Raw genomic sequence first — 19,302 nt, 5'->3', positions numbered from 1 at the left:
TTAGCGTTCAGTGGCTACCGGATCTCCGCTTGATAGATGAATTCGCTGGCGGGACCGCGCGAACGGCGCCATTCGAGCGGCTGGCGATCGTAGCCGAATGCGAGACGCTCGATGACGACCGCCGGCGTGCCCGGTTCGATGTTCAAGAGCCTCGCGTGCCGTGCGCCGATGGCTTCGACGGTGAGCGTTTCCGTGGCGGACGCCACGATCTGATTGCAATGCGTCTCGTACACCGGATAAAGGAGGTCACCGACCTCATCCAGGTCCATCTTCGCGAAGGCAGCAAACCGCGCGTAGGGCAGCCAGATCTCCTCGGCGAGCATCGGAACGCCGTCGATCAGCCGCAGACGCGACATCTGGATCACGCGCGCCGTGCGCGATATCTGCAGTGTTGCCGCGACCGCCGAGGGCGCGTCGACCACCTCGCGCCGCAATATGCGGCTCTCCGGAATGCGCCGTTCGCCTTGCCGCGTCTGAAAGCGGAAGAAGCGAAACAGGGAAGCGTCGAAGTTCGCGCGGCGCACGAACGTCCCTCTTCCCTGAAAGCGCTCGAGCAGGCCTTCCGCGACGAGCAGATCGACCGCCTTTCGGACCGTGCCGACAGCCAGGCCGTAGCTTTGGGAAAGCGCTTGCTCGGTGGGAATCGCTTCGCCCGGACGCCAATGACGAGCCGCGATGAGGGCGACCATTTCATCGCGCAGGCGCTGATAACGGGGTAACCGGCCATCTGCCTGCATGATCGTCTCTCCATCAAATTCATATATATGATTACATGTTTTCGTTCGAAATGGATGGGGGATAACCCTGCCGACGAGACGGTGACAGAGGAACTACTCTGCGCATCGTTTATCGCGCGTCGCCATGCACGCACGTTCGAGTAACTTGCGAAAGCCACATCGCCGTCTATGATTCAAACGGCAAGCGAGCACGCGGTTTTCTTCGATGGGGGCCTCGATGGAAGCATTCGTGTCTTTCCGAAAAAGGGTTGGCAAAGCGTTTGCAGCCGCAACGAGCATCGCGTTCGTCGTACTAGTAGGTTTCGCCGCGCCGCGTGAGTTGCTCGCGCAAACAGGCGGCGCCTGCATTCCCGTGAGCGAACGGACAACGGAATTCGGCTGCTTCGTGCATGCCGAAGAGCATCTTCAGGAAGCGCCTGCCGGGCCGGTCTATTGGCACATCGATCGGTTCCCGGATCGCGCGTCGGCGCAAGCAGCGAAAAGCGCGAATGGAACGGTCGTCGAAATTCTCGGACACGTATGGCTCTTCACGATCGCAGAAGAGTCCTGGCGACCATCGGCGGGAGAACATGTTGCGGATGTCGGCCCATTGGCGCTTCCCCGGGCCAGTTCCTTGATGGCCACCTACATGGAAGGCAACTTCAAACCCGGGATGCAGTCCACCGTTCACCGGCATCCCGGCACGGAAGCGTGGTTCGTTCTCAGCGGCGCGCAGTGCCTAGAAACGCCGCACGGCCAGCAGATCGGTCGACCGGGCGCCGCGCCGGTCATCGTTCCTCCGGATGAACCGATGCTGCTCACCGGAATCGGCGAGCAGCAAGGGCACTGGCTGGTGCTTATCCTGATGGATGCGACGATGCCCCGTGGATTGCCTGCAGACGACTGGACGCCGAAGCATACATGTGAACGCATCAATGCCGGCTGATGGTTCATGACGCACCGTCTCCCCTGAGCGGGTTACGTGCGCGACTACAACTCCGGATGCCGGAGGTCGCCAGCAACGATTCCCTCGCCGAGCGCCTGCGCTGCGGTGACCGCTTCGTCGATAGTCGAGAAGGGGCCGATCTTCTCCGCTCCGTCGTACGGAAATAACATGCGTCCGTCCGTGGTCCTGACGACCTTCAGATTGCCGAAGAACCCGGCCGCCCTCGAACCGTAATACGACGCATAGATTTGAAAGTCGTCCGGTGTCTCGCCGGGCGACGGCGATACCATTCGCGCCGGGAAGAAAACCAGTTTGGGGCGTTTTCCGTTGCTTGGCTTCTTCACAACAACCTCCGGCGAATAGCGACAGTTTCATCGAGACGTACGGGTGTGTATTCGAATAGACCAGGCATCGGCCCGTGCGAACTTGTATCACGTCGTGATATTTTTTTCAAACGTTTGAAAAGCTTGCCAAGCGGACGTTGCACCGAAACGCGAATCGCTCCTTTGCTCGCGCATTACGACTGCGCGAGTTGAAATCACCCGAGTGAAAAGGCGAACGACGTATGGACAAGCCCAATTTCATGCATCTGAACGAAATCAGGACGTCCGTGTCTTGCAGACATCTGACATTCCTCACGCCGAGCTTTCGCAACGAATAAGGGCGTGGGCGCGGCACGAGCGTTGCGTCACGGTGTGACATATCCGTAGCTTGTCTGGAGTTCTCGTCGAAGCATTCGAGGAGCAAACCATGTCTACCACTGTCGGCGACTTTCTGGTCGACCGTCTCCACGCCTGGGGCGTGCGCCGCATTTACGGCTATCCCGGCGATGGCATCAACGGCATCCTGGGCGCGTTGAATCGCGCGAAGGGCAAGATCGAATTCATACAGACGCGGCACGAGGAAATGGCCGCGTTCATGGCGTCCGCGCATGCGAAGTTCACCGGCGAACTCGGCGTGTGCATCGCGACGTCCGGCCCTGGTGCCGCGCATCTCATCACCGGTCTCTACGATGCACGGCTCGATCACATGCCCGTGCTCGCCATCGCGGGTCAACAGGCGCGCGCGGCGCTCGGCGGGCATTACCAGCAGGAAGTCGATCTACAGTCGATGTTCAAGGACGTCGCCGGCGCTTTCGTGGAACAGGCGAGCGTGCCGTCGCAGGTGCGTCATCTGGTCGATCGCGCGGTGCGCACGGCGATCGGCGAACGCAAGGTCACGGCGCTCGTGTTTCCCAACGACTTGCAGGAGCTTGAGTACGAGCCGCCGCCGCGCAAGCATGGCACGCTGCATTCGGGCGTCGGTTATCGTGAGCCGAAGATCGTGCCTTACGCCGATGATTTGCAACGCGCAGCCGATGTGCTGAACGCAGGCAAGAAGGTCGCGGTTCTCGTCGGCGCGGGCGCGCTTCAGGCGACTGACGAAGTCATCGCCGTCGCCGAAAAGTTGGGCGCGGGCGTCGCGAAGGCGCTGCTCGGCAAGGCCGCGTTGCCCGACGATCTTCCATACGTGACGGGATCGATCGGCCTGCTCGGCACGGAGCCGAGCTACAAGCTGATGACCGAATGCGACACGCTATTGATGATCGGCTCGGCCTTTCCGTACTCCGAGTTTCTGCCGAAGGAAGGACAAGCGCGCGGCGTGCAGATAGATATCAAGCCGGACATGTTGTCCATCCGTTATCCGATGGAAGTGAATCTCGTCGGCGATAGCGCCGAGACCTTGCGTGCGCTTCTTCCGCTGCTCGAGGAAAAGACCGATCACGCATGGCGCAAGGACATCGAAGGCTGGATGGGTGACTGGTGGAAGAAGCTCGAAAAACGCGCGCTGGAATCGGGAACGACCGGCGTGAATCCGCAACGCACGGTATGGGAACTGTCGCCGCGCGTGCCGTCGAACGCAATCGTCACCAGTGATTCGGGATCATGCGCCAATTGGTATGCACGCGATCTCAAAGTGAAGCGCGGCATGATGTGCTCTTTGTCGGGCGGTCTTGCGTCGATGGGCGCGGCGGTGCCGTATGCGATCGCGGCAAAGTTCGCACATCCCGAGCGGCCCGTGATCGCGCTCGTCGGCGATGGCGCCATGCAAATGAACAACATGGCCGAACTCATCACCGTATCGAAGTACTGGAAACAATGGTCCGATCCGCGATGGATCTGCATGGTGCTCTATAACGAAGACCTGAATCAGGTCACGTGGGAGCAGCGCGTGATGAACGGCGATCCCAAGTTCGAAGCGTCGCAGGACATTCCGTCGGTGCCGTATCACCGGTTCGCGGAAATGATCGGACTGCGCGGCTTCTATGTCGACGATGCCGAGCGCATGGCCGCCGTGTGGGGCGAAGCGCTGGCGTCGGATCGCCCTGTGGTGATCGAGGTGAAGGCCGATCCGAACGTGCCGCCGCTGCCGCCGCATATCACGCTGCAACAGGCGAAGGCGTTCGCGACGACGCTGTTCGAAGGCGATCCAAACGAAGGCAACGTGATCGTCGATACCGCGAAGCAAGTGCTCGGCGCATTATTGCCGGTACATAAAGACAAATGAACGAAGCCGCGCCATGCATCTGACCAAACGCGAAGCGCCGGTCGAAGCCATTCGGGCACGCGCCTACACCATCCCGACCGACCGTCCCGAAGCCGACGGCACTTACTCCTGGACGTCCACCACGCTCGTCGTCGCGGAAGTCACGGCGGCGGGCAAGACGGGCATCGGCTATACATACAACGACGCAGTCACCGCGCGTTTCATCGAATCGACGCTCGCGCCGACGCTCATCGATGAAGACGCATGGAATATCGATGCGCTCTGGATGCGCATGCAGCAGCGCGTGCGAAACATCGGCCGCTCGGGCATCGCCGCGTGTGCGATATCGGCGCTGGATTGCGCGTTGTGGGACGTCAAGGCGCGGCTGCTCGACATCCCTCTCGCGCGTCTGCTCGGCGCCGTGCGCAGCCGCGTGCCGCTCTATGGCAGTGGCGGCTTCACCACGTACACCGACGACGAAATCCGTGACCAGCTCTCGAGCTGGGTGCATGAAGACGGATGCCGCTGGGTCAAGATCAAGATCGGCACGGAGCCGTCGCGCGATCCGCATCGCGTGGCCGTCGCGCGCGAAGCTATTGGCCATGATGCCGGCCTTTTCGTCGATGCCAACGGCGCGCTCGATCGCAAGCGGGCGCTCTTTTACGCGCAACGGTTCGCGCAATACGGTGCCGAGTGGTTCGAGGAGCCGGTGTCGTCGGACGATATCGCCGGCCTCGCATCGTTGCGCGACGCGCTGCCCGCGCATATCGAACTGGCGGCGGGCGAGTACGGCTTCACGATCGACGACTTCCGCGCGCTGCTCGCGAACCAGGCCGTCGATGTGCTCCAGGCCGATGTCACGCGCTGCGGCGGCATCACGGGCTTTCTGCGCGCAGCCACGCTGTGCGACGCGTTTCATGTGCCGCTGTCCGCGCACTGCGCGCCCGCGCTGCATCTGCATGTGGCGTGCGCCGCGCCGCGTTTGCGGCATCAGGAATGGTTTCACGATCACGTCCGCATCGAGTCGATGCTCTTCGACGGCGCACCGCATGCGCGCGACGGCGCGATCTCGCCGGACTGGTCACGGCCCGGTTGCGGACTGGATTTCAAACATGCGGATGCCCACCGGTATGCGGTCTGAGACGCGCGGAAAATTGGACGACATGACGCAAACCAGAACCATCGACATCGCCATCGGCTGCGGAATCGCTGCGGCGGGACTCGCGCTCGTGCGTCTTGGCGGACGCAACGCGCATCGCCCGGCGCTGCAGACGCATATCGATACGGCGCGCACGTTCAATCGCAGCTCGGCGCTGCTCGCGCTTTCCGTGCTGACGGACAGCGCAATGGAGCACTATCGCGGCTCCTTCGACAATCCCGCGATGTACACGCCGCTCGTCGTCTCGACGCTATCGCTGTTCGCCGGCCTGCACGGCGGCTCCGATCACGAGCCCGCGCGTCATCCGGTGCGCGATGCGGTATATGTCGGCGCGGCGCTCGCGGGCGTCGCCGGGACGGGGTTTCATCTGTACAACATCACGAAGCGCCCCGGTGGATGGAGCTGGCACAACCTCTTCTATGCGGCGCCCATCGGCGCGCCGATGGCCTTGCTGCTCTCCGGCGCGCTCGGCGCGGTATCCGAACGGCTGCGCGACGAACCCGCGCACGAGCCGCGTCTTTTCGGCATGCCGGCGGGACAGGCGCTCGCGCTCGTCACGAGCGCCGGACTGCTCGGCACGCTCGGTGAAGTCGCGCTGCTGCATTTTCGCGGCGCGTTCCAGAACCCGGCCATGTACGCGCCGATCGTCATTCCGCCGGTCGCATCGGCGCTGCTCGTCGATGCCGCCCTCGCCCGTCCGCGCGAACACGGGTTCACGCGGCTATGGCTGCGCGTGACGACGGCGCTCGGGTTCATCGGTGTCGGCTTTCATGCACGCGGCGTCGCGCGCGCGCGCGGCGGCTGGCGCAACTGGAGCCAGAATCTGTTCAACGGACCGCCGCTGCCCGCACCGCCGAGTTTTTCGGCGCTCGCACTCGCGGGACTCGCGGCGCTGCGTCTTCGGGAGACCGAGAAGAAATGAAGCACCTGCCCCGCTATCCCGACTATGACGTGATGAACAAGCGCGACACGCCCTCATGGGACGACGTCACGCGCCATGTCATCGACGAACGGCTCGCGACGCCCGACGGCCCGCGCTTTCTCGATGCCGTCGAATGGCGCGCGCTCTGCGCGCTGTGCGCGTGCATCGTGCCGCAGGACAGGCAGCGCCCAGCGGTGCCCGTCGCCGCGCTCGTCGATGCGCGCCTCGCGAAGAACACCGGCGACGGCTATCGCGATGCGCGTCTGCCGCCCATGCGCGATGCGTGGCGCATCGGCCTTCGCGCGCTGGATGCGGAAAGCCGTGCGCGTCATGAACTGCCGTTCGCGAGCATCGACGATGACGCGCGTCATGCGCTTCTCATCGACATGCAGCAAGGCAAGCTCGACCACGCCGAATGGAAACGCATGCCGCCCGCGCTCTTCTTCGCGGAGCGCGTGCTGCACGACATCTGCGGGATGTACTACGCGCATCCGCATGTGTGGAGCGAGATCGGCTTCGGCGGCCCGGCCAATCCGCGTGGCTACGTGCGCATGGTCGCGAACAGGCGCGATCCGTGGGAGGCGGCCGAAGCGAAACCCGGCCACGAGGAAGCCGCGCAGAAGGAGAATCGCCGTGTCCGCTGATTCGCCCAACGACGCGCAGCACGTCCCGCGCGGCAAGAACGGCCGCGCGCCCGACGTGTTCCGTCCCGGCGCATGGATTCCGATGCGCGAGTATCCGCAGGACGAAGCGGTGGACTTCGCGATCGTCGGCACGGGCGCGGGCGGCGGCACGCTTGCCTGCCGTCTCGCGGAGAAAGGCTTCAAGGTCGTTGCGTTCGATGCCGGCGCGTGGTGGCGTCCGCTCGAAGAGTTCGCGTCCGACGAGACGCATCAGGGCAAGCTCTTCTGGACCGACGAGCGCATCTGCGACGGCGACAATCCGCTCAAGCTCGGCAACAACAACAGCGGCAAGTCCGTGGGCGGCAGCACCGTTCACTTCGCGATGGTCTCGCTGCGCTTCCGGCCGGAATGGTTCAAGTCGCGCACGCTGCTCGGCTACGGCGCGGACTGGCCGATCGACTGGCGCGAGATGTGGCGCTATTACGGCGAAGTCGAAGAGGCGCTGAAGATCGCCGGGCCGGTGAACTATCCGTGGGGACCGAAGCGGCCGCGCTATCCGTATCGCGCGCATGAGCTGAACGCGGCGGCACTCGTGCTTGCGCGCGGCTGCGAAGCGCTCGGCATCGACTGGGCGCCGACGCCGCTCGCCACGGTCTCCGCACCGCGCGGCGAGGCGCATCCGTGCGTGTATCGCGGCTTTTGCGTGTCGGGTTGCGCCACCAACGCGAAGCAAAGCGCGCTCGTCACGTGGATACCGCGCGCCGTGCGCGCCGGCTCGGAGATCCGCGATCTCGCGATGGTCGGCCGCATCGTCATGGGCGACGACGGGCGCGCCACCGGCGTCGAATATTTCCGCGAAGGACGCTGGCAGTTTCAGCGCGCACGCAATGTCGTGGTCGCGGGATACGCGATCGAAACGCCGCGCCTGTTGCTCAACTCCGCGACGGACCGTTTTCCCGATGGCCTCGCCAATCGCTCCGGTCTCGTCGGCAAGAACCTGATGGTGCAGACCAATCAGGCCGCGTGGGGCACGATGGACGAAGAAGTGCGCTGGTACAAGGGGCCGCCGTCGCTTGCGCTGACCGAGCACTGGAATTACGAGGACAAGGGCAAGGACTTCTTCGGCGGCTATTGCTACATGAGCCAGGGACCGCTGCCGGTGGCGTGGACATCGACGCAGAACGGGCGAGGTCTGTGGGGGCAGCAGCTACTCGACGAGATGCGGAAGTACAACCATCAAGCCGGGCTGAAGATCGTGGGCGAGACCATGCCGCAAGAGCGCAACCGCGTGACGCTCGCCGACGAGAAAGATCAGTACGGCCTGCCCGTCGCGCGCGTGACGTATTCCCTGTGCGATAACGACAAGCGGCTCGTCGCGCATTCGCTCGACTTCATGAGCCTCGCGCTCGAAGCGGCCGGCGCGCGCGACGTCTGGCGCGAAAGCGACGACACGTGCCACCTGAACGGCACCGCGCGCATGGGCGACGACCCCGCGACGAGCGTCGTCAATGCCGATTGCCGAAGCTGGGACATCGACAACTTGTGGATTTGCGACGGCTCCGTCTTTCCGACGGTCGGCGGTGTGAATCCGTCGCTGACCATACAGGCGATCGCGCTGCGCACCGCCGACCGCATCGAGGCGCTCGCCGCGCGTGGAGATCTCCGATGAGCGAGACACGAAAAATCGCGGTCATCACCGGCGCGGGCGCGGGTGTCGGACGCGCGGCTGCCGATGAATTCGCCCGCCACGGCTATGACGTCGCGCTTTTATCGCGCGATGCTGAACGGCTTTCGCGAGCCGCCGCGCGGATCGAGGCGCGCTTCGGCGTGCGCGCGCTTGCCATACCCACCGATGTCGCCGATGCGCGCGCCGTCGAGGCGGCGGCTTCGCAAGTGGAAGACACGCTCGGCCCGATCGATGTCTGGGTCAATGTCGCGATGGCCACCGCGTTCGCGCCCGTCTCCGCGCTCACCGCCGACGAAATCGAGCGCGGCACGCGCGTCACGTATCTCGGTCAGGTCCACGGCATGATGTCGGCGCTCTCGCGCATGCGCACGCGCAATCGCGGGACCATCGTCAATGTCGGATCGGCGCTGGCGTATCGCTCGGTGCCGCTGCAATCGGTGTATTGCGGCGCGAAGTTCGCCATTCGCGGCTTCACGGACTCACTGCGATCCGAGATCATTCACGACAAGCTGAACGTTCACCTGACCGTGGTAGAACTTCCCGCGATGAACACGCCGCAATTCGACTGGGCGATGAACAAGACCGGCAAGCGCGCCCGCCCCGTCGCGCCGATCTTTCAGCCGGAAGTGGCCGCGCGCGCGATCTATTTCGCGGCGACGCATCGCAGGCGCGAAGTGTGGCTCGGCTTCTCGACCGTGAAGGCGATTCTCGCGAATCGCATCGCGCCCGCGCTCATCGACCGATATCTGGCGCGCGCAGGCTATGCAGGCCAGCTCACCGACGAGCCGCTCGAACGCAATGCCGCCGGCAATCTGTTCGATCCCGTGCCCGGCGACTTCGGCGCGCACGGCCGCTTCGACGACGAAGCGCGAGAGCATAGCTGGGAGATGTTCACCGACCGGCATCGCTCGGTTTTCTGGGCACTCGCGGGCATCGGCGCGGTGGGCTTGCTGCGCCTTGCCGCCAAACGGCGGAGCTGAGTGGAATGAGCCGCCCCATCGAGGACTATGCGCTCATTGGCGACGGCAACACGGCTGCGCTCGTCAGCCGCGACGGTTCCATCGACTGGCTATGCTGGCCACGCTTCGACGACGACGCGTGCTTCGCGGCGCTCCTCGGCACGTCCGATAACGGCTGCTGGACGATCGCACCGGCCGGGCGCATCGTGCGCCAGGCGCGCCGTTATCAGGAGGACACGCTCGTCCTCGAATCGGACTTCGAAGTCGATGGCGGCGCCGTGCGCGTGACCGACTTCATGCCCGTCGGCGACGGACCCCGCTCGCTGGTGCGCATCGTGACCGGTTTGGGCGGCGTCGTCGATATGCGCTCGGAATTGCGGCTGCGCTTCAACTACGGCGAACTCGAGCCGTTGATCGAACGCATCGGCGGTGAATTGCACGCGTGTATCGGACCGGATCGCGTGGTGCTTCGAACGGGCATCGGCATGGACGTGAGCAACGGCGCGATGCACGCGCGTTTCATCGTCAAGGCCGGTGAATGCGTCAGCTTCGCACTGAGCTATGCGCGCGCGCACGAAGCGCCTCCCGCACCGCTCGACGCGCTGCCCGCGCTGCGCGACACGCAACGCTTCTGGCGCGACTGGATCGCCCGGTTCGACGACAACCGGACCGCGTGGCCGCAGGCGGTGCGGCGTTCGCTGCTGACGCTGAAAGCGCTGATGCATCATCGCACGGGCGCGATAGTCGCCGCCCCGACGACTTCGCTCCCCGAAGCGCCCGGCGGACGGCTCAACTGGGACTATCGCTATGCGTGGCTGCGCGATACGAGTTTCGCGATGGTCGCGCTGCTCAACGCCGGGTACCACGAAGAAGCGCGCGCATGGCGCGACTGGCTGTTGCGGACCATCGCGTCCGCGCCGGAACACAGCCGAATCATGTATCGCGTGGACGGCGGGCGTCATTTGCGCGAATGGACCGTGGACTGGCTACCGGGGCATCGATATGCGAAGCCCGTGCGCGTCGGCAATGCGGCGGCGCATCAGCATCAACTCGACGTATTGGGCGAAGTGATCGACTGTCTGGACGTCGCGCGGCGCGGCGGGCTCGCACCCGCGGATCACGAAGGCCTCATTGAAACGCGCATCGTGGAGCATCTCGAGAAGGTGTGGCGTTTGCCCGGCGCGGGCATCTGGGAATCGCGCGGCGAACCGCGGCACTACACCTATTCGCGCGTGATGCTGTGGGTGGCGCTGGACCGCTTCCTGAATCATCGCGCGGCCGAAGGCGGTCCTTCGCCGCTCGTCGAACGGATGGCCGCGCTGCGCGAGCATATCCGCGATGAAGTGCTTCGCGAAGGCTGGAACGCGGGGCTCGGCAGCTTCACGCAGTACTACGGCAGCGAAGCGTTCGATGCCAGTCTCTTGTTGATGCCGCTCGTCGGATTCCTGTCCGCCGATGATCCGCGCATGGCCTCGACGATCGAGCGCATTCGCCGCGACCTCTGCGAGGACGGGCTGATCCGACGCCGCAAGCGGCATGCCGGCGATTCGAACGAAGGCACTTTCCTCGCGTGTTCATGCTGGACGGCCGACTGCCTCAACCTTCAGGGACGCAGCGAAGACGCGCGGCAGCAATTCGAGCGCGTGCTCGCTACTGCCAATGACGTCGGCCTGTTCTCGGAGCAATACAACGCACAGCGCCGCGAACTCGCCGGCAATTTCCCGCAGGCGCTCAGCCATCTTGCTGTCGTCAATACGGCGCTTGGATTATGCGGGCGGACATTGCAGCGAGGGGGCGGGTGAACTTATTGTCGATGGAACGACATCCGTCGCTGCGAGGACCGCTTTTCGCGTCATCGCTTGCATGTGTCACATCATGATATATATTGAAGAAGTGTCGAAGCGGGAGGTGCCATGTTGATCGACAACGATTTCGAAATCGGATATCTCATCGTCGTCTTTTCGCTGCTGGGGATTATCTTCGTCGGAGCGCTGTTCGCGACGCTGCATCTCGACCGCTGGCATCCGCGACTGGTCGGCGCGATGCTCGGCGCGCTGATCGGCCTTGCGCTGATCGAAGCCGTGCCGATCATCTTGTAACGGCCTCGCGCGGCACTAGCGCTCCTACGCGCTCCAGATGATGTCGGCGTCCTTGCGCCTGGCTTCGCGCAACATATCGAGGAAAGGAAGCGCGCGGGACTGCAGCCCCATTCCGCTCGGCTCGGCCGTACGCGACAGCGGATGATAGACCGCACCGTGCTCGTAGGCGATCCGCTCGTCTTCCTTCAGGACCGTCTCCAGGCGATCAATGGCGGTGCCTACCTCGTCATGCAGGATGACGCCTCTAGACCCAATACGCTTGCCGATGATGCCCAGAAGATAGCCCGCGAGGTCGCGCAGCATGACGACATCGGGCGTGGCGTTCGAATGAAATTTGACTAGCATGGTCGTGCTCCCTTCTTATAGCTCTTGCGGTTCCATCGCCACGAGCACGCTGCAGGAGACGCGATCCAGCAACCGGCCATCATCCTGACCGGTCCACCAGCGGTAGAGAAGACCGCTCGGGTGATGCCCGACGACGATGAGATCGATATCGAGCGCTTTCGCAAACGAAGGAATCTGCATCATCGGATTGCCGATCGCCAGATGGCCCTGCGCGACGACGCCGAGATTCGCAAGCTTGCTCACGCCTTCACGCAGCACCTCTTTCGCGGTCTCCTGCTCGAGTTCGAAGGGGACGGCAGGAATGACCTCGAGGCCTCGCGTCCACTCCGCGTCGTCGAGGACGGCAAGAAGATGTGTTTGGGCGTGAAGCTCGCGGGCGAGCTGAGCGCCGAGACGAAGCGCGCAACGCCCCTCGGCGGTGGCGTTGTAACACAACAGGATCCGACGATAGCTGGCCATGATGCCTCCGCCTCGGGGATTCTCAATATATCACACTGTGATGTAAATGCGATAAGGCGATGGCATTCATAGAACAACAAAATTCCCGATGCAATTAGGGTTCTGGCTGCTTGCGCGGCGCTTTTTAGCGTCCAACACTTTGCCATCAATCCGGCTCGCCAGATAACTGTCCGATATACCGGACATCCGAGTGTCAACCCTCGATCAGGATCTGAACATGAAGCTCGCCACCAAGGGCGCCAAGGCCGCCTTGCTGTTTGCCGCAACTGCCGTGAGCGGACTCCTCGCGCTCTCCGCCTGCACGAAGGTGGCGACGCCCGAGCAGGGCCCAGCGGCAGCGGCGCCTGCATCGACGCTTCAGGCCGTGCTTCAGCGCGGCACGCTGCGCGTGGGCGACTGCCTCACGTTCGCGCCGTTCGGCTTCTACGATAAGGACGGCAACCCGGACGGCTACGACGTCGACCTCGCCAAGGAACTCGCGAAGCAAATGGGCGTGAAGCTCGAAGTCGTGAACACGACGAGCGCGAACCGCATCCCGAACCTGCAAACCGCCAAGGTCGATGTCGTGTTCTGCAACTTCACGCGCAACCTCGAACGCGCGAAGGTCGTCGAGTTCACCTCGCCGTACGTGGTCGCCAGCGAAGCGATGCTCGTGAAGAAGAGCAGCGGCATTCAGTCGGCGAAGGACATGAGCGGGCGCACCATCGCCACGGTGAAAGGCTCGACCAATGGCGACGAAGTCCGCTCGATGGGCATCCCCGTGAAGATTCAGGAATACGACAGCTCGCAGGCGGCCATTCTCGCCGTCAAGCAGGGCCAGGCCGATGCGATGATCGAAGACAACAACTTCCTTGCGTATCAGGCGAAGCTCGATCCGGAACTGGCCGTGACGAACGAAGCGCTCGTGCCGCTCGAGTACAACGCGTTCGGCGTGAAGGCCGGCGATCAGGCGTGGCTCAACTATCTGAACCTGTTCCTGTTCAACATCAATGCGTCGAAGCTGAATGCGCAGTTGTACAAGAAGTGGTTCGGCGTCGATCCGAGATATCCGCTCAATCCGCAGTTCTGAAGCGGAGGCGCAGATGAGCTATCAATGGCTGACGTTATGGGGCTACGTCCCCGAGTTTCTCAAGGCCGGCTGGCTGACCTTGCAGATCACGTTGCTGTCGTTCGTGCTGGCGCTCGCGCTCGGTCTGATCGCGGCGCTTGCGAGCATGTCGCCGTCGGCCATCGTGAGGTTCATCGCGCGAGCTTACGTCGAAGCCATCCGCAATACGCCGGTGCTCCTGCAGATTTTCATCGTGTTCTTCGGCTTGCCGTCGATGGGCATTGCGCTCGATGCGTATTGGGCCGGTGTTATCGCGCTGGGCGTGAACGTGGGCGCGTATCTCTCTGAAGTGTTTCGCGCCGGCATGCAATCGGTGCCGCGCGGACAGATCGAAGCAGCGGGCATTCTCGGGCTGGAACGCGGGCAGATCTTCAGAGAGATCGTGCTGCCGCAGGCTGCGCGTGCGGTGTATCCGGCTATCGTCAATTATCTGATTCAACTGTTGCTCGGCACGTCGCTGTTGTCGGCCATTGCGTTGCCCGAACTCACCGGCACCGCGACCGTCATCAATTCGCGCACGCTCCTGTATGTGCAGACATTCGCGGTCGTGCTCGTTGCGTATCTGGTGCTGAGCAATGTGCTCTCGTTCATTGCCAGCCAACTCGGCGCACGCATGTTTCATCCGCCGCTGATCGTGAGGCCGGGCGCGCGTTGGACCGGATTCACGCTGCGTCGTGCGAACCGTGCATGAGGGATTGAGTCATGTCACTCGAACTGCTGAAAAACAGTCTGTCGATTCTGCTGCAAGGTCTCGTGACGACGCTGCTTCTCTCTGTCGCGGCGATCGTCGGCAGCACGCTCATCGGCCTCTTCGCCGCCGTGTTGCGGTCGTTCGGGCCGTGGGGCACGGACCGCATCGCGAAGTTATATACGGAGTTGTTTCGCGGCACGCCCGTGCTCATCACGCTGATGTTCATCTACTTCGGCGTGTCGTACTTCGGCTATGCAATCGATGTCTTCGCAGCGGGCGTCATCGGCCTGAGCGTCTATCAGGGCGCGTATATCGCGGAAGTCTTTCGCTCGGGCATCGAGTCAGTGCCGAAGGGACAGTGGGAAGTCTCGCAGATTCTCGGTCTCTCGCGCATGCAGACCTTCGCGTCGGTCGTGTTGCCGCAGACGGGGCGCATCGTGTTGCCGCCGCTCGTCGGCCAGTATCTGTCGCTCATCAAGGATACGTCGATCGTCAGCATGATCGGCATGTCCGAACTGATGCACGGCGGCCAGGCGATCGTGGATCGCATCGGCAAGCCGGTCGAGATCTACGGGCTCGTCGCGCTGATCTATTTCGTCGTGTGCTTCCCGCTTTCGCAATGGGTGCGCCATCATGACCGCCGGAGACTTACGTGAGCGATTCCATTCAGAACAAGCCCGTCATTTCGCTGTCGGGGGTGAGCAAGGCATTCGGCGCGACGCGCGTGCTCAACGAGATCAATCTCGACGTGCGCGCGGGTGAAGTGCTCGTGCTGATCGGCGCATCGGGTTCGGGCAAGAGCACGGTGCTGCGCATCATGGCCGGATTGGAGACGACGGACTCCGGCGAAGTGTGGGTCAACGAAGTGCCCCTGCACGATCCGAAGCGCGCGCGCGAAATCCGCGGTCATGTAGGCATGGTGTTTCAGCAGTTCAACTTGTTCCCGCACAAGACCGCGCTCGGCAATGTCACGCTCGCACTCATCAAGGCGCGCGGCATGTCGCCCGCCGATGCCCGCAAACGCGCGATGGAAACACTCGACCGCGTGGGTCTCGCGGACCGCGCATCGCATTATCCGAGCCAGTTGTCGGGCGGACAGCAGCAGCGCGTCGCCATTGCGCGAGCGCTGGCCGTCGAGCCCGGCATCATGTTCTTCGATGAAGCCACGTCCGCACTCGATCCCGAACTTGTCGGCGAAGTGACGGAAGTGATGCGCGGCCTCGCGCGCGACGGCATGACGATGGTCGTCGTCACGCATGAAATGGGCTTTGCGCGCAAGACGGCGGATCGCGTCGTGTTCATGGACAAGGGCGTGATTGCCGAGCAAGGCGATCCGGAGCAGATCTTCGTCAACCCGTCGAACGAACGCACGCGGCAGTTTCTTAGCCGTGTGCTCGACCATTGAAGGGTGAACGAATGGCAGTGACGGAATCGTCGCGCGCGCGAGGCGTGGATCGTGTCATCGATATCTTCAGGAAGCTGCATCACGCGCAGCGCCCCATGACCATGCGCGAGCTGATCGAAGCGACCGGTGCGCCGCGTTCGAGCATCTACGAACTCGTCGCCATTCTCACGGAAGTGGGCTGGCTCGAAACATCGGCGGACGGCAGTGTGTTCTTCGGGCGCGAGATGCATTACTACGGCTCGGACTACGCGACGCACAACGACCTCATCAGCCGCGCGCATCAGTCGATACTCGCGCTCGTGCGCAAGTACGACGAGACCACGCAACTGTGCATGCTCGAAGGGAACAAGTACACGGTCGTGCTATCGGAGAACAGTGCGCGGCCGTTCAACATCAGTTCGGATATCGGCGTGCGTGTGCCGATTCCGTGGACCGCGACTGGACGCCTGCTGCTCGGTCACATGAACGCTGACGCCATCCGCGCGCTCATTCCCGCCGATGACTTCGTGCTCGACAACGGCGTGCGTATCGATTTCGATGAATTCATGCGCGATGTGCAAAACGCGAAAGAACTCGGCTATTGCTGCACGGAAGGCCTGTCCAACGCGTTCCGGCTCTGCATGGCCGCGCCCGTTCGGGACCGCGCGGGCATGCCGATCGCAGCGCTCTGCTTCATGACGGGCCGCGACACGAACCCCGAACGCCGTCAGTCGATGCTCGACGATCTGCTGCAATCGGCGCAGGCGCTTTCGCATCGCTGACATGGACACGCGGCGCAAGCGCATCGATGAACTGGAACAGGAGAACGCGGCGCTCAGGGAAGTGAACGACATCCTGCGCAAAGCGGTGGCGTATTACGCGCGTTCGCTCGGCGGAATGGCGAACGAATGCGCTCGCATGCAGCCTTCATCTTGCACGGACGTGGCGCATGACGATGAATAGGCTCCTTGTTTCCCTCCCAAGCATCAATAGATTCGGCCTGGTTGCCGACATCGACGACAGCTGAGCCTCATACGAAGCAAAGCCGCGATCCCTCACCGATCCACGATGCGGCTCAAGTTGCCGCGCACGCGCTGCAACAGCGCGATCAGTTGCTCCCGTTCCTGCTTGCTCAGCCCCATGAGCGCCTCGGCGGTGATTTCGTCGCCCACGCGCCGCGCACGGTCGAGCGCCTTCTCGGCCTTCGCGGTCATGCTGACTTGTCTCGCACGCCGGTCCTCAGGATCGTCATGGCGCTTTATCCAGCCGCCCTCTTCCATCCGGTCGAGCAACCGCCCCGCCGAAATCGGCGCGACTTCGAGCAGCCCCGCGAGCCGCGCCTGATTGACCTCGCCGTAATGCGACAGATACGCGAGCACGCGGCATTGCGCGCGTGTGAGATCGAGCGACGACTTCGCGAGCGCGTCGAAGCGGTTGCCGCACAAGCGGTCCACATCCGCGACCAGAAAGCCGAAGCGTTTGTCGAGTTGAGTTTCCATCGGGCGATTATAGGGAAGTTCCCCGCCTCGCCATTATGATAAGCTGGCTTATTATCTATGCACGCCGCGACACACGTGGCGCATCTTATGTCTCCACGACCATCGACGGAAAATGCGCCGCTGAACCGCACCATGTTGACCGTCTCGATCATGCTTGCGACGCTGATCCAGACGCTCGACAGCACCATCGCCAACGTGGCGCTGCCGCACATGCAGGGCACGCTTTCGGCATCGCAGGACGAGATCACATGGGTGCTGACGTCGTATATCGTCGCGGCAGCCATTGCCACGCCGCTCACCGGATGGCTCGCGGATCAACTCAGCGTGAAGCGCCTTCTTTGCATTGCTATCGCCGGCTTCACGGTGGCGTCGGCGCTGTGCGGCTTATCCGAGACGCTCACGCAGATCGTCGCGTCCCGGCTGCTGCAGGGCGTTTTCGGCGCGGCGCTGGTGCCGCTCTCGCAATCCATTCTGCTCGACATCAATCCGCCCGATAAACAAGGCCAGGCGATGGCCGTCTGGGGCATGGGCGTGATGGTCGGCCCGATTCTCGGCCCGACGCTCGGCGGCTGGCTCACCGATAGCTACAACTGGCGCTGGGTCTTCTTCATCAACGTGCCCATCGGCGCATTTGCCCTCTTCGGCGTGTTGACGTTCTTGCCGACGCAGGCGGCGCGCCGCTCCGTCAAATTCGATGCCTTCGGCTTCGCAACGCTCGGCCTCGCTATCGGCGCGTTTCAGGCGATGCTCGACCGCGGCGAGCAGCTCGACTGGTTCGGCTCGATGGAGATCCGCATCGAGGCGATCATCGCGGCGTTGAGCTTCGTATTCTTCGTCGCGCATACGGCCACCGCGGGCGCGCGCTCGTTTTTCAAATACGAACTGCTGAGAGACCGCAACTTCGCGACGGGCACCTGCTTCATCTTCGTCATCGGCGCAGTCATGTACGCAACGCGCGCGCTGTTGCCGCCGATGTTGCAGAACCTGATGAACTATCCAGTCGCGACCACGGGCCTCGTCACCGCACCGAGCGGCGCCGGGACGATGGTCGCCATGCTGATCGCCGGGCGCCTGCTCAAGCGTATCGATGCACGGCTGTTGCTCCTCGCGGGCTTTCTCATCTCCGCCTTCGCGCTCTGGCAAATGATGCAATACACGATCGTGCTGTCTGCGTCGGACATCGTATGGCCGGGCGTGATTCAGGGCTTCGGGCTGGGCTTCGTGTTCGTGCCGTTGTCCGCGCTGACGTTCTCGACGCTCAACGCCGCGCTGCGCGCAGACGGAACGGCCACGTACAGCCTGATGCGCAACATCGGCAGCAGTATCGGCATTTCGATCGTGCAGACGTTGATGACCCGGAACACGCAGGTGGCGCACTCGGACCTTGCCGCGCACATAACGCCCTTCAATCCGGCGATGCAGTCGATGCTCGCCACGGGGTCGATGCGGGACATGGCGCTATTGAACGAGACGATCACGCAGCAGGCGGCGATGATCGCTTACCTGAATGACTTCAAGCTGATGTTCGTCGCGACACTGCTCGTGATGCCGCTGATTCTGCTCATCCGGCCGTCGCGCCGCGCAGCGGATGAATCGCTGGCGCATGCGGCGATGGACTAGTGTTGGCAGCGGGCGTTTCGACTTTCCTCTTAAGCACATCGAACGTTCGTTTATTAAAAGGCCCGAACAAGAACCGCTTGGATGCCGCGCATGGCCGACTAGAATGAATGATGCCGGCATGACCTCCAAACTAACCGGAGCCAAGCGATGAAGACGATCAATGCGCTCAAAGTCACTGCGATCGCGTTAGCGACCGTGTTCTCCTTTAATGTGTGGTCGCAAACGAGCGATACCGCTGCGCCTTCTTCAGGCACAACGTCGACGAGTGCGGGCATGTCGAAGAAGGAGATGCGAAAAGCCAACAGGGCGCTGAGCAAGAAGGTGTCTCAAGCGTTGCAAAAGGGCGGAGTCAACATGAACGGCGTACAAGTGATCGCGAAGAACGGCGCGATCACGCTCGCCGGACACGCAAGCGATCAGACGCAGATCGACAAGTCCGCTGCAATTGCAAAAAACGTCGATGGCGTTAATTCGGTGAAGAACGTCCTGACGGTTGAGTATGGCGGTCAATAACGGCCTGCCTCCAAAGTCCGCGCGAGTCAGTCAAGTTCATTGGAAA

The 19,302-nt window shown here is 63.0% G+C and carries 22 protein-coding genes; 17 read left to right on the top strand and 5 right to left on the bottom strand.

Features of this window, described 5'->3' with window-relative positions:
• Positions 1-14: 14 nt before the first annotated feature.
• Positions 15-737 carry a GntR family transcriptional regulator gene (locus AWB72_RS06475; RefSeq protein WP_040053368.1) on the bottom strand — a complete coding sequence of 241 codons (723 nt, stop codon included), beginning with the start codon at positions 735-737 and terminating at the stop codon, positions 15-17.
• A 217-nt stretch (positions 738-954) separates the two neighbouring features.
• Here AWB72_RS06475 and AWB72_RS06470 point away from each other — a divergent pair, with 217 nt between their 5' ends.
• Positions 955-1,662 (top strand): cupin domain-containing protein, encoded by a 708-nt coding sequence (locus AWB72_RS06470; RefSeq protein ID WP_087127966.1) that lies wholly within the window; start codon positions 955-957, stop codon positions 1,660-1,662.
• A 44-nt stretch (positions 1,663-1,706) separates the two neighbouring features.
• On the opposite strand, the gene AWB72_RS06465 is transcribed toward AWB72_RS06470, so the two are convergent.
• Positions 1,707-1,952 (bottom strand): DUF6723 family protein, encoded by a 246-nt coding sequence (locus tag AWB72_RS06465; protein ID WP_040053370.1) that lies wholly within the window; start codon positions 1,950-1,952, stop codon positions 1,707-1,709.
• A 460-nt stretch (positions 1,953-2,412) separates the two neighbouring features.
• Here AWB72_RS06465 and AWB72_RS06460 point away from each other — a divergent pair, with 460 nt between their 5' ends.
• The 8 genes from AWB72_RS06460 to AWB72_RS06425 all read left to right on the top strand — a co-directional run bounded on the left by AWB72_RS06460 (position 2,413) and on the right by AWB72_RS06425 (position 11,637).
• On the top strand, positions 2,413-4,209 hold the full coding sequence (locus tag AWB72_RS06460) for a thiamine pyrophosphate-requiring protein (protein WP_087127964.1): 1,797 nt from the start codon (positions 2,413-2,415) through the stop codon (positions 4,207-4,209).
• Positions 4,210-4,222: 13 nt separating this feature from the next.
• On the top strand, positions 4,223-5,329 hold the full coding sequence (locus AWB72_RS06455) for an enolase C-terminal domain-like protein (protein ID WP_040049031.1): 1,107 nt from the start codon (positions 4,223-4,225) through the stop codon (positions 5,327-5,329).
• Between the two features lie 22 nt (positions 5,330-5,351).
• Positions 5,352-6,269 (top strand): membrane protein, encoded by a 918-nt coding sequence (locus tag AWB72_RS06450; RefSeq protein ID WP_040049040.1) that lies wholly within the window; start codon positions 5,352-5,354, stop codon positions 6,267-6,269.
• Positions 6,266-6,913 (top strand): gluconate 2-dehydrogenase subunit 3 family protein, encoded by a 648-nt coding sequence (locus AWB72_RS06445; protein ID WP_040049030.1) that lies wholly within the window; start codon positions 6,266-6,268, stop codon positions 6,911-6,913. Before AWB72_RS06450 ends, AWB72_RS06445 begins: the two co-directional genes overlap by 4 nt.
• Positions 6,903-8,561 carry a GMC family oxidoreductase gene (locus AWB72_RS06440; protein WP_040049029.1) on the top strand — a complete coding sequence of 553 codons (1,659 nt, stop codon included), beginning with the start codon at positions 6,903-6,905 and terminating at the stop codon, positions 8,559-8,561. Before AWB72_RS06445 ends, AWB72_RS06440 begins: the two co-directional genes overlap by 11 nt.
• On the top strand, positions 8,558-9,559 hold the full coding sequence (locus AWB72_RS06435) for an SDR family oxidoreductase (protein WP_040049028.1): 1,002 nt from the start codon (positions 8,558-8,560) through the stop codon (positions 9,557-9,559). Before AWB72_RS06440 ends, AWB72_RS06435 begins: the two co-directional genes overlap by 4 nt.
• Positions 9,560-9,564: 5 nt before the next feature.
• Positions 9,565-11,340, top strand: coding sequence for a glycoside hydrolase family 15 protein (locus tag AWB72_RS06430; RefSeq protein WP_040049027.1), 1,776 nt, complete (start codon positions 9,565-9,567; stop codon positions 11,338-11,340).
• A gap of 111 nt (positions 11,341-11,451) precedes the next feature.
• A complete protein-coding gene (locus tag AWB72_RS06425) occupies positions 11,452-11,637 on the top strand; it encodes a hypothetical protein (RefSeq protein ID WP_040049026.1) in 186 nt (61 codons plus the stop codon).
• A 24-nt stretch (positions 11,638-11,661) separates the two neighbouring features.
• Here AWB72_RS06425 and AWB72_RS06420 read toward each other — a convergent pair whose 3' ends face one another.
• Positions 11,662-11,982: a DUF1840 domain-containing protein gene (locus tag AWB72_RS06420; protein ID WP_040049025.1), complete on the bottom strand. Its 321-nt coding sequence runs from the start codon at positions 11,980-11,982 to the stop codon at positions 11,662-11,664.
• A 15-nt stretch (positions 11,983-11,997) separates the two neighbouring features.
• Complete coding sequence (locus AWB72_RS06415; RefSeq protein WP_040049024.1) at positions 11,998-12,441, bottom strand: universal stress protein; 444 nt, start codon at positions 12,439-12,441, stop codon at positions 11,998-12,000.
• 217 nt (positions 12,442-12,658) lie between these two features.
• Here AWB72_RS06415 and AWB72_RS06410 point away from each other — a divergent pair, with 217 nt between their 5' ends.
• From AWB72_RS06410 to AWB72_RS06385, 6 genes are read left to right on the top strand one after another with little or no spacing between them, the layout of a single operon-like run.
• On the top strand, positions 12,659-13,510 hold the full coding sequence (locus AWB72_RS06410; protein ID WP_040049023.1) for an ABC transporter substrate-binding protein: 852 nt from the start codon (positions 12,659-12,661) through the stop codon (positions 13,508-13,510).
• 13 nt (positions 13,511-13,523) lie between these two features.
• Entirely contained in the window at positions 13,524-14,240 is a 717-nt protein-coding gene (locus tag AWB72_RS06405; RefSeq protein WP_040049022.1) for an amino acid ABC transporter permease, read from the top strand.
• 11 nt (positions 14,241-14,251) lie between these two features.
• Entirely contained in the window at positions 14,252-14,896 is a 645-nt protein-coding gene (locus AWB72_RS06400) for an amino acid ABC transporter permease (protein ID WP_040049021.1), read from the top strand.
• On the top strand, positions 14,893-15,645 hold the full coding sequence (locus AWB72_RS06395) for an amino acid ABC transporter ATP-binding protein (RefSeq protein ID WP_040049020.1): 753 nt from the start codon (positions 14,893-14,895) through the stop codon (positions 15,643-15,645). The genes AWB72_RS06400 and AWB72_RS06395 overlap by 4 nt, the downstream gene beginning before the upstream one ends.
• Before the next feature lie 11 nt (positions 15,646-15,656).
• Positions 15,657-16,406 carry an IclR family transcriptional regulator gene (locus AWB72_RS06390; RefSeq protein ID WP_040049019.1) on the top strand — a complete coding sequence of 250 codons (750 nt, stop codon included), beginning with the start codon at positions 15,657-15,659 and terminating at the stop codon, positions 16,404-16,406.
• 1 nt (position 16,407) lies between these two features.
• Complete coding sequence (locus tag AWB72_RS06385) at positions 16,408-16,587, top strand: hypothetical protein (protein WP_040049018.1); 180 nt, start codon at positions 16,408-16,410, stop codon at positions 16,585-16,587.
• Positions 16,588-16,679: 92 nt separating this feature from the next.
• Here the strand turns inward: AWB72_RS06385 and AWB72_RS06380 are convergent, their stop codons facing one another.
• Positions 16,680-17,123 carry a MarR family winged helix-turn-helix transcriptional regulator gene (locus AWB72_RS06380; RefSeq protein WP_040049017.1) on the bottom strand — a complete coding sequence of 148 codons (444 nt, stop codon included), beginning with the start codon at positions 17,121-17,123 and terminating at the stop codon, positions 16,680-16,682.
• 87 nt (positions 17,124-17,210) lie between these two features.
• Here AWB72_RS06380 and AWB72_RS06375 point away from each other — a divergent pair, with 87 nt between their 5' ends.
• Together AWB72_RS06375 and AWB72_RS06370 are read left to right on the top strand one after the other, a co-directional pair.
• Positions 17,211-18,743: a DHA2 family efflux MFS transporter permease subunit gene (locus AWB72_RS06375; RefSeq protein ID WP_040049016.1), complete on the top strand. Its 1,533-nt coding sequence runs from the start codon at positions 17,211-17,213 to the stop codon at positions 18,741-18,743.
• Between the two features lie 147 nt (positions 18,744-18,890).
• A complete protein-coding gene (locus tag AWB72_RS06370) occupies positions 18,891-19,256 on the top strand; it encodes a BON domain-containing protein (RefSeq protein ID WP_040049015.1) in 366 nt (121 codons plus the stop codon).
• The last annotated feature ends 46 nt before the right edge of the window (positions 19,257-19,302 follow it).

The sequence above is a fragment of the Caballeronia concitans genome (assembly GCF_001544615.1).
In the GTDB taxonomy this organism is placed as follows: Bacteria; Pseudomonadota; Gammaproteobacteria; order Burkholderiales; family Burkholderiaceae; genus Caballeronia; species Caballeronia concitans.
Note: the sequence above shows the minus strand (reverse complement) of the source record. Positions and strands in the feature narration are given on the sequence as shown.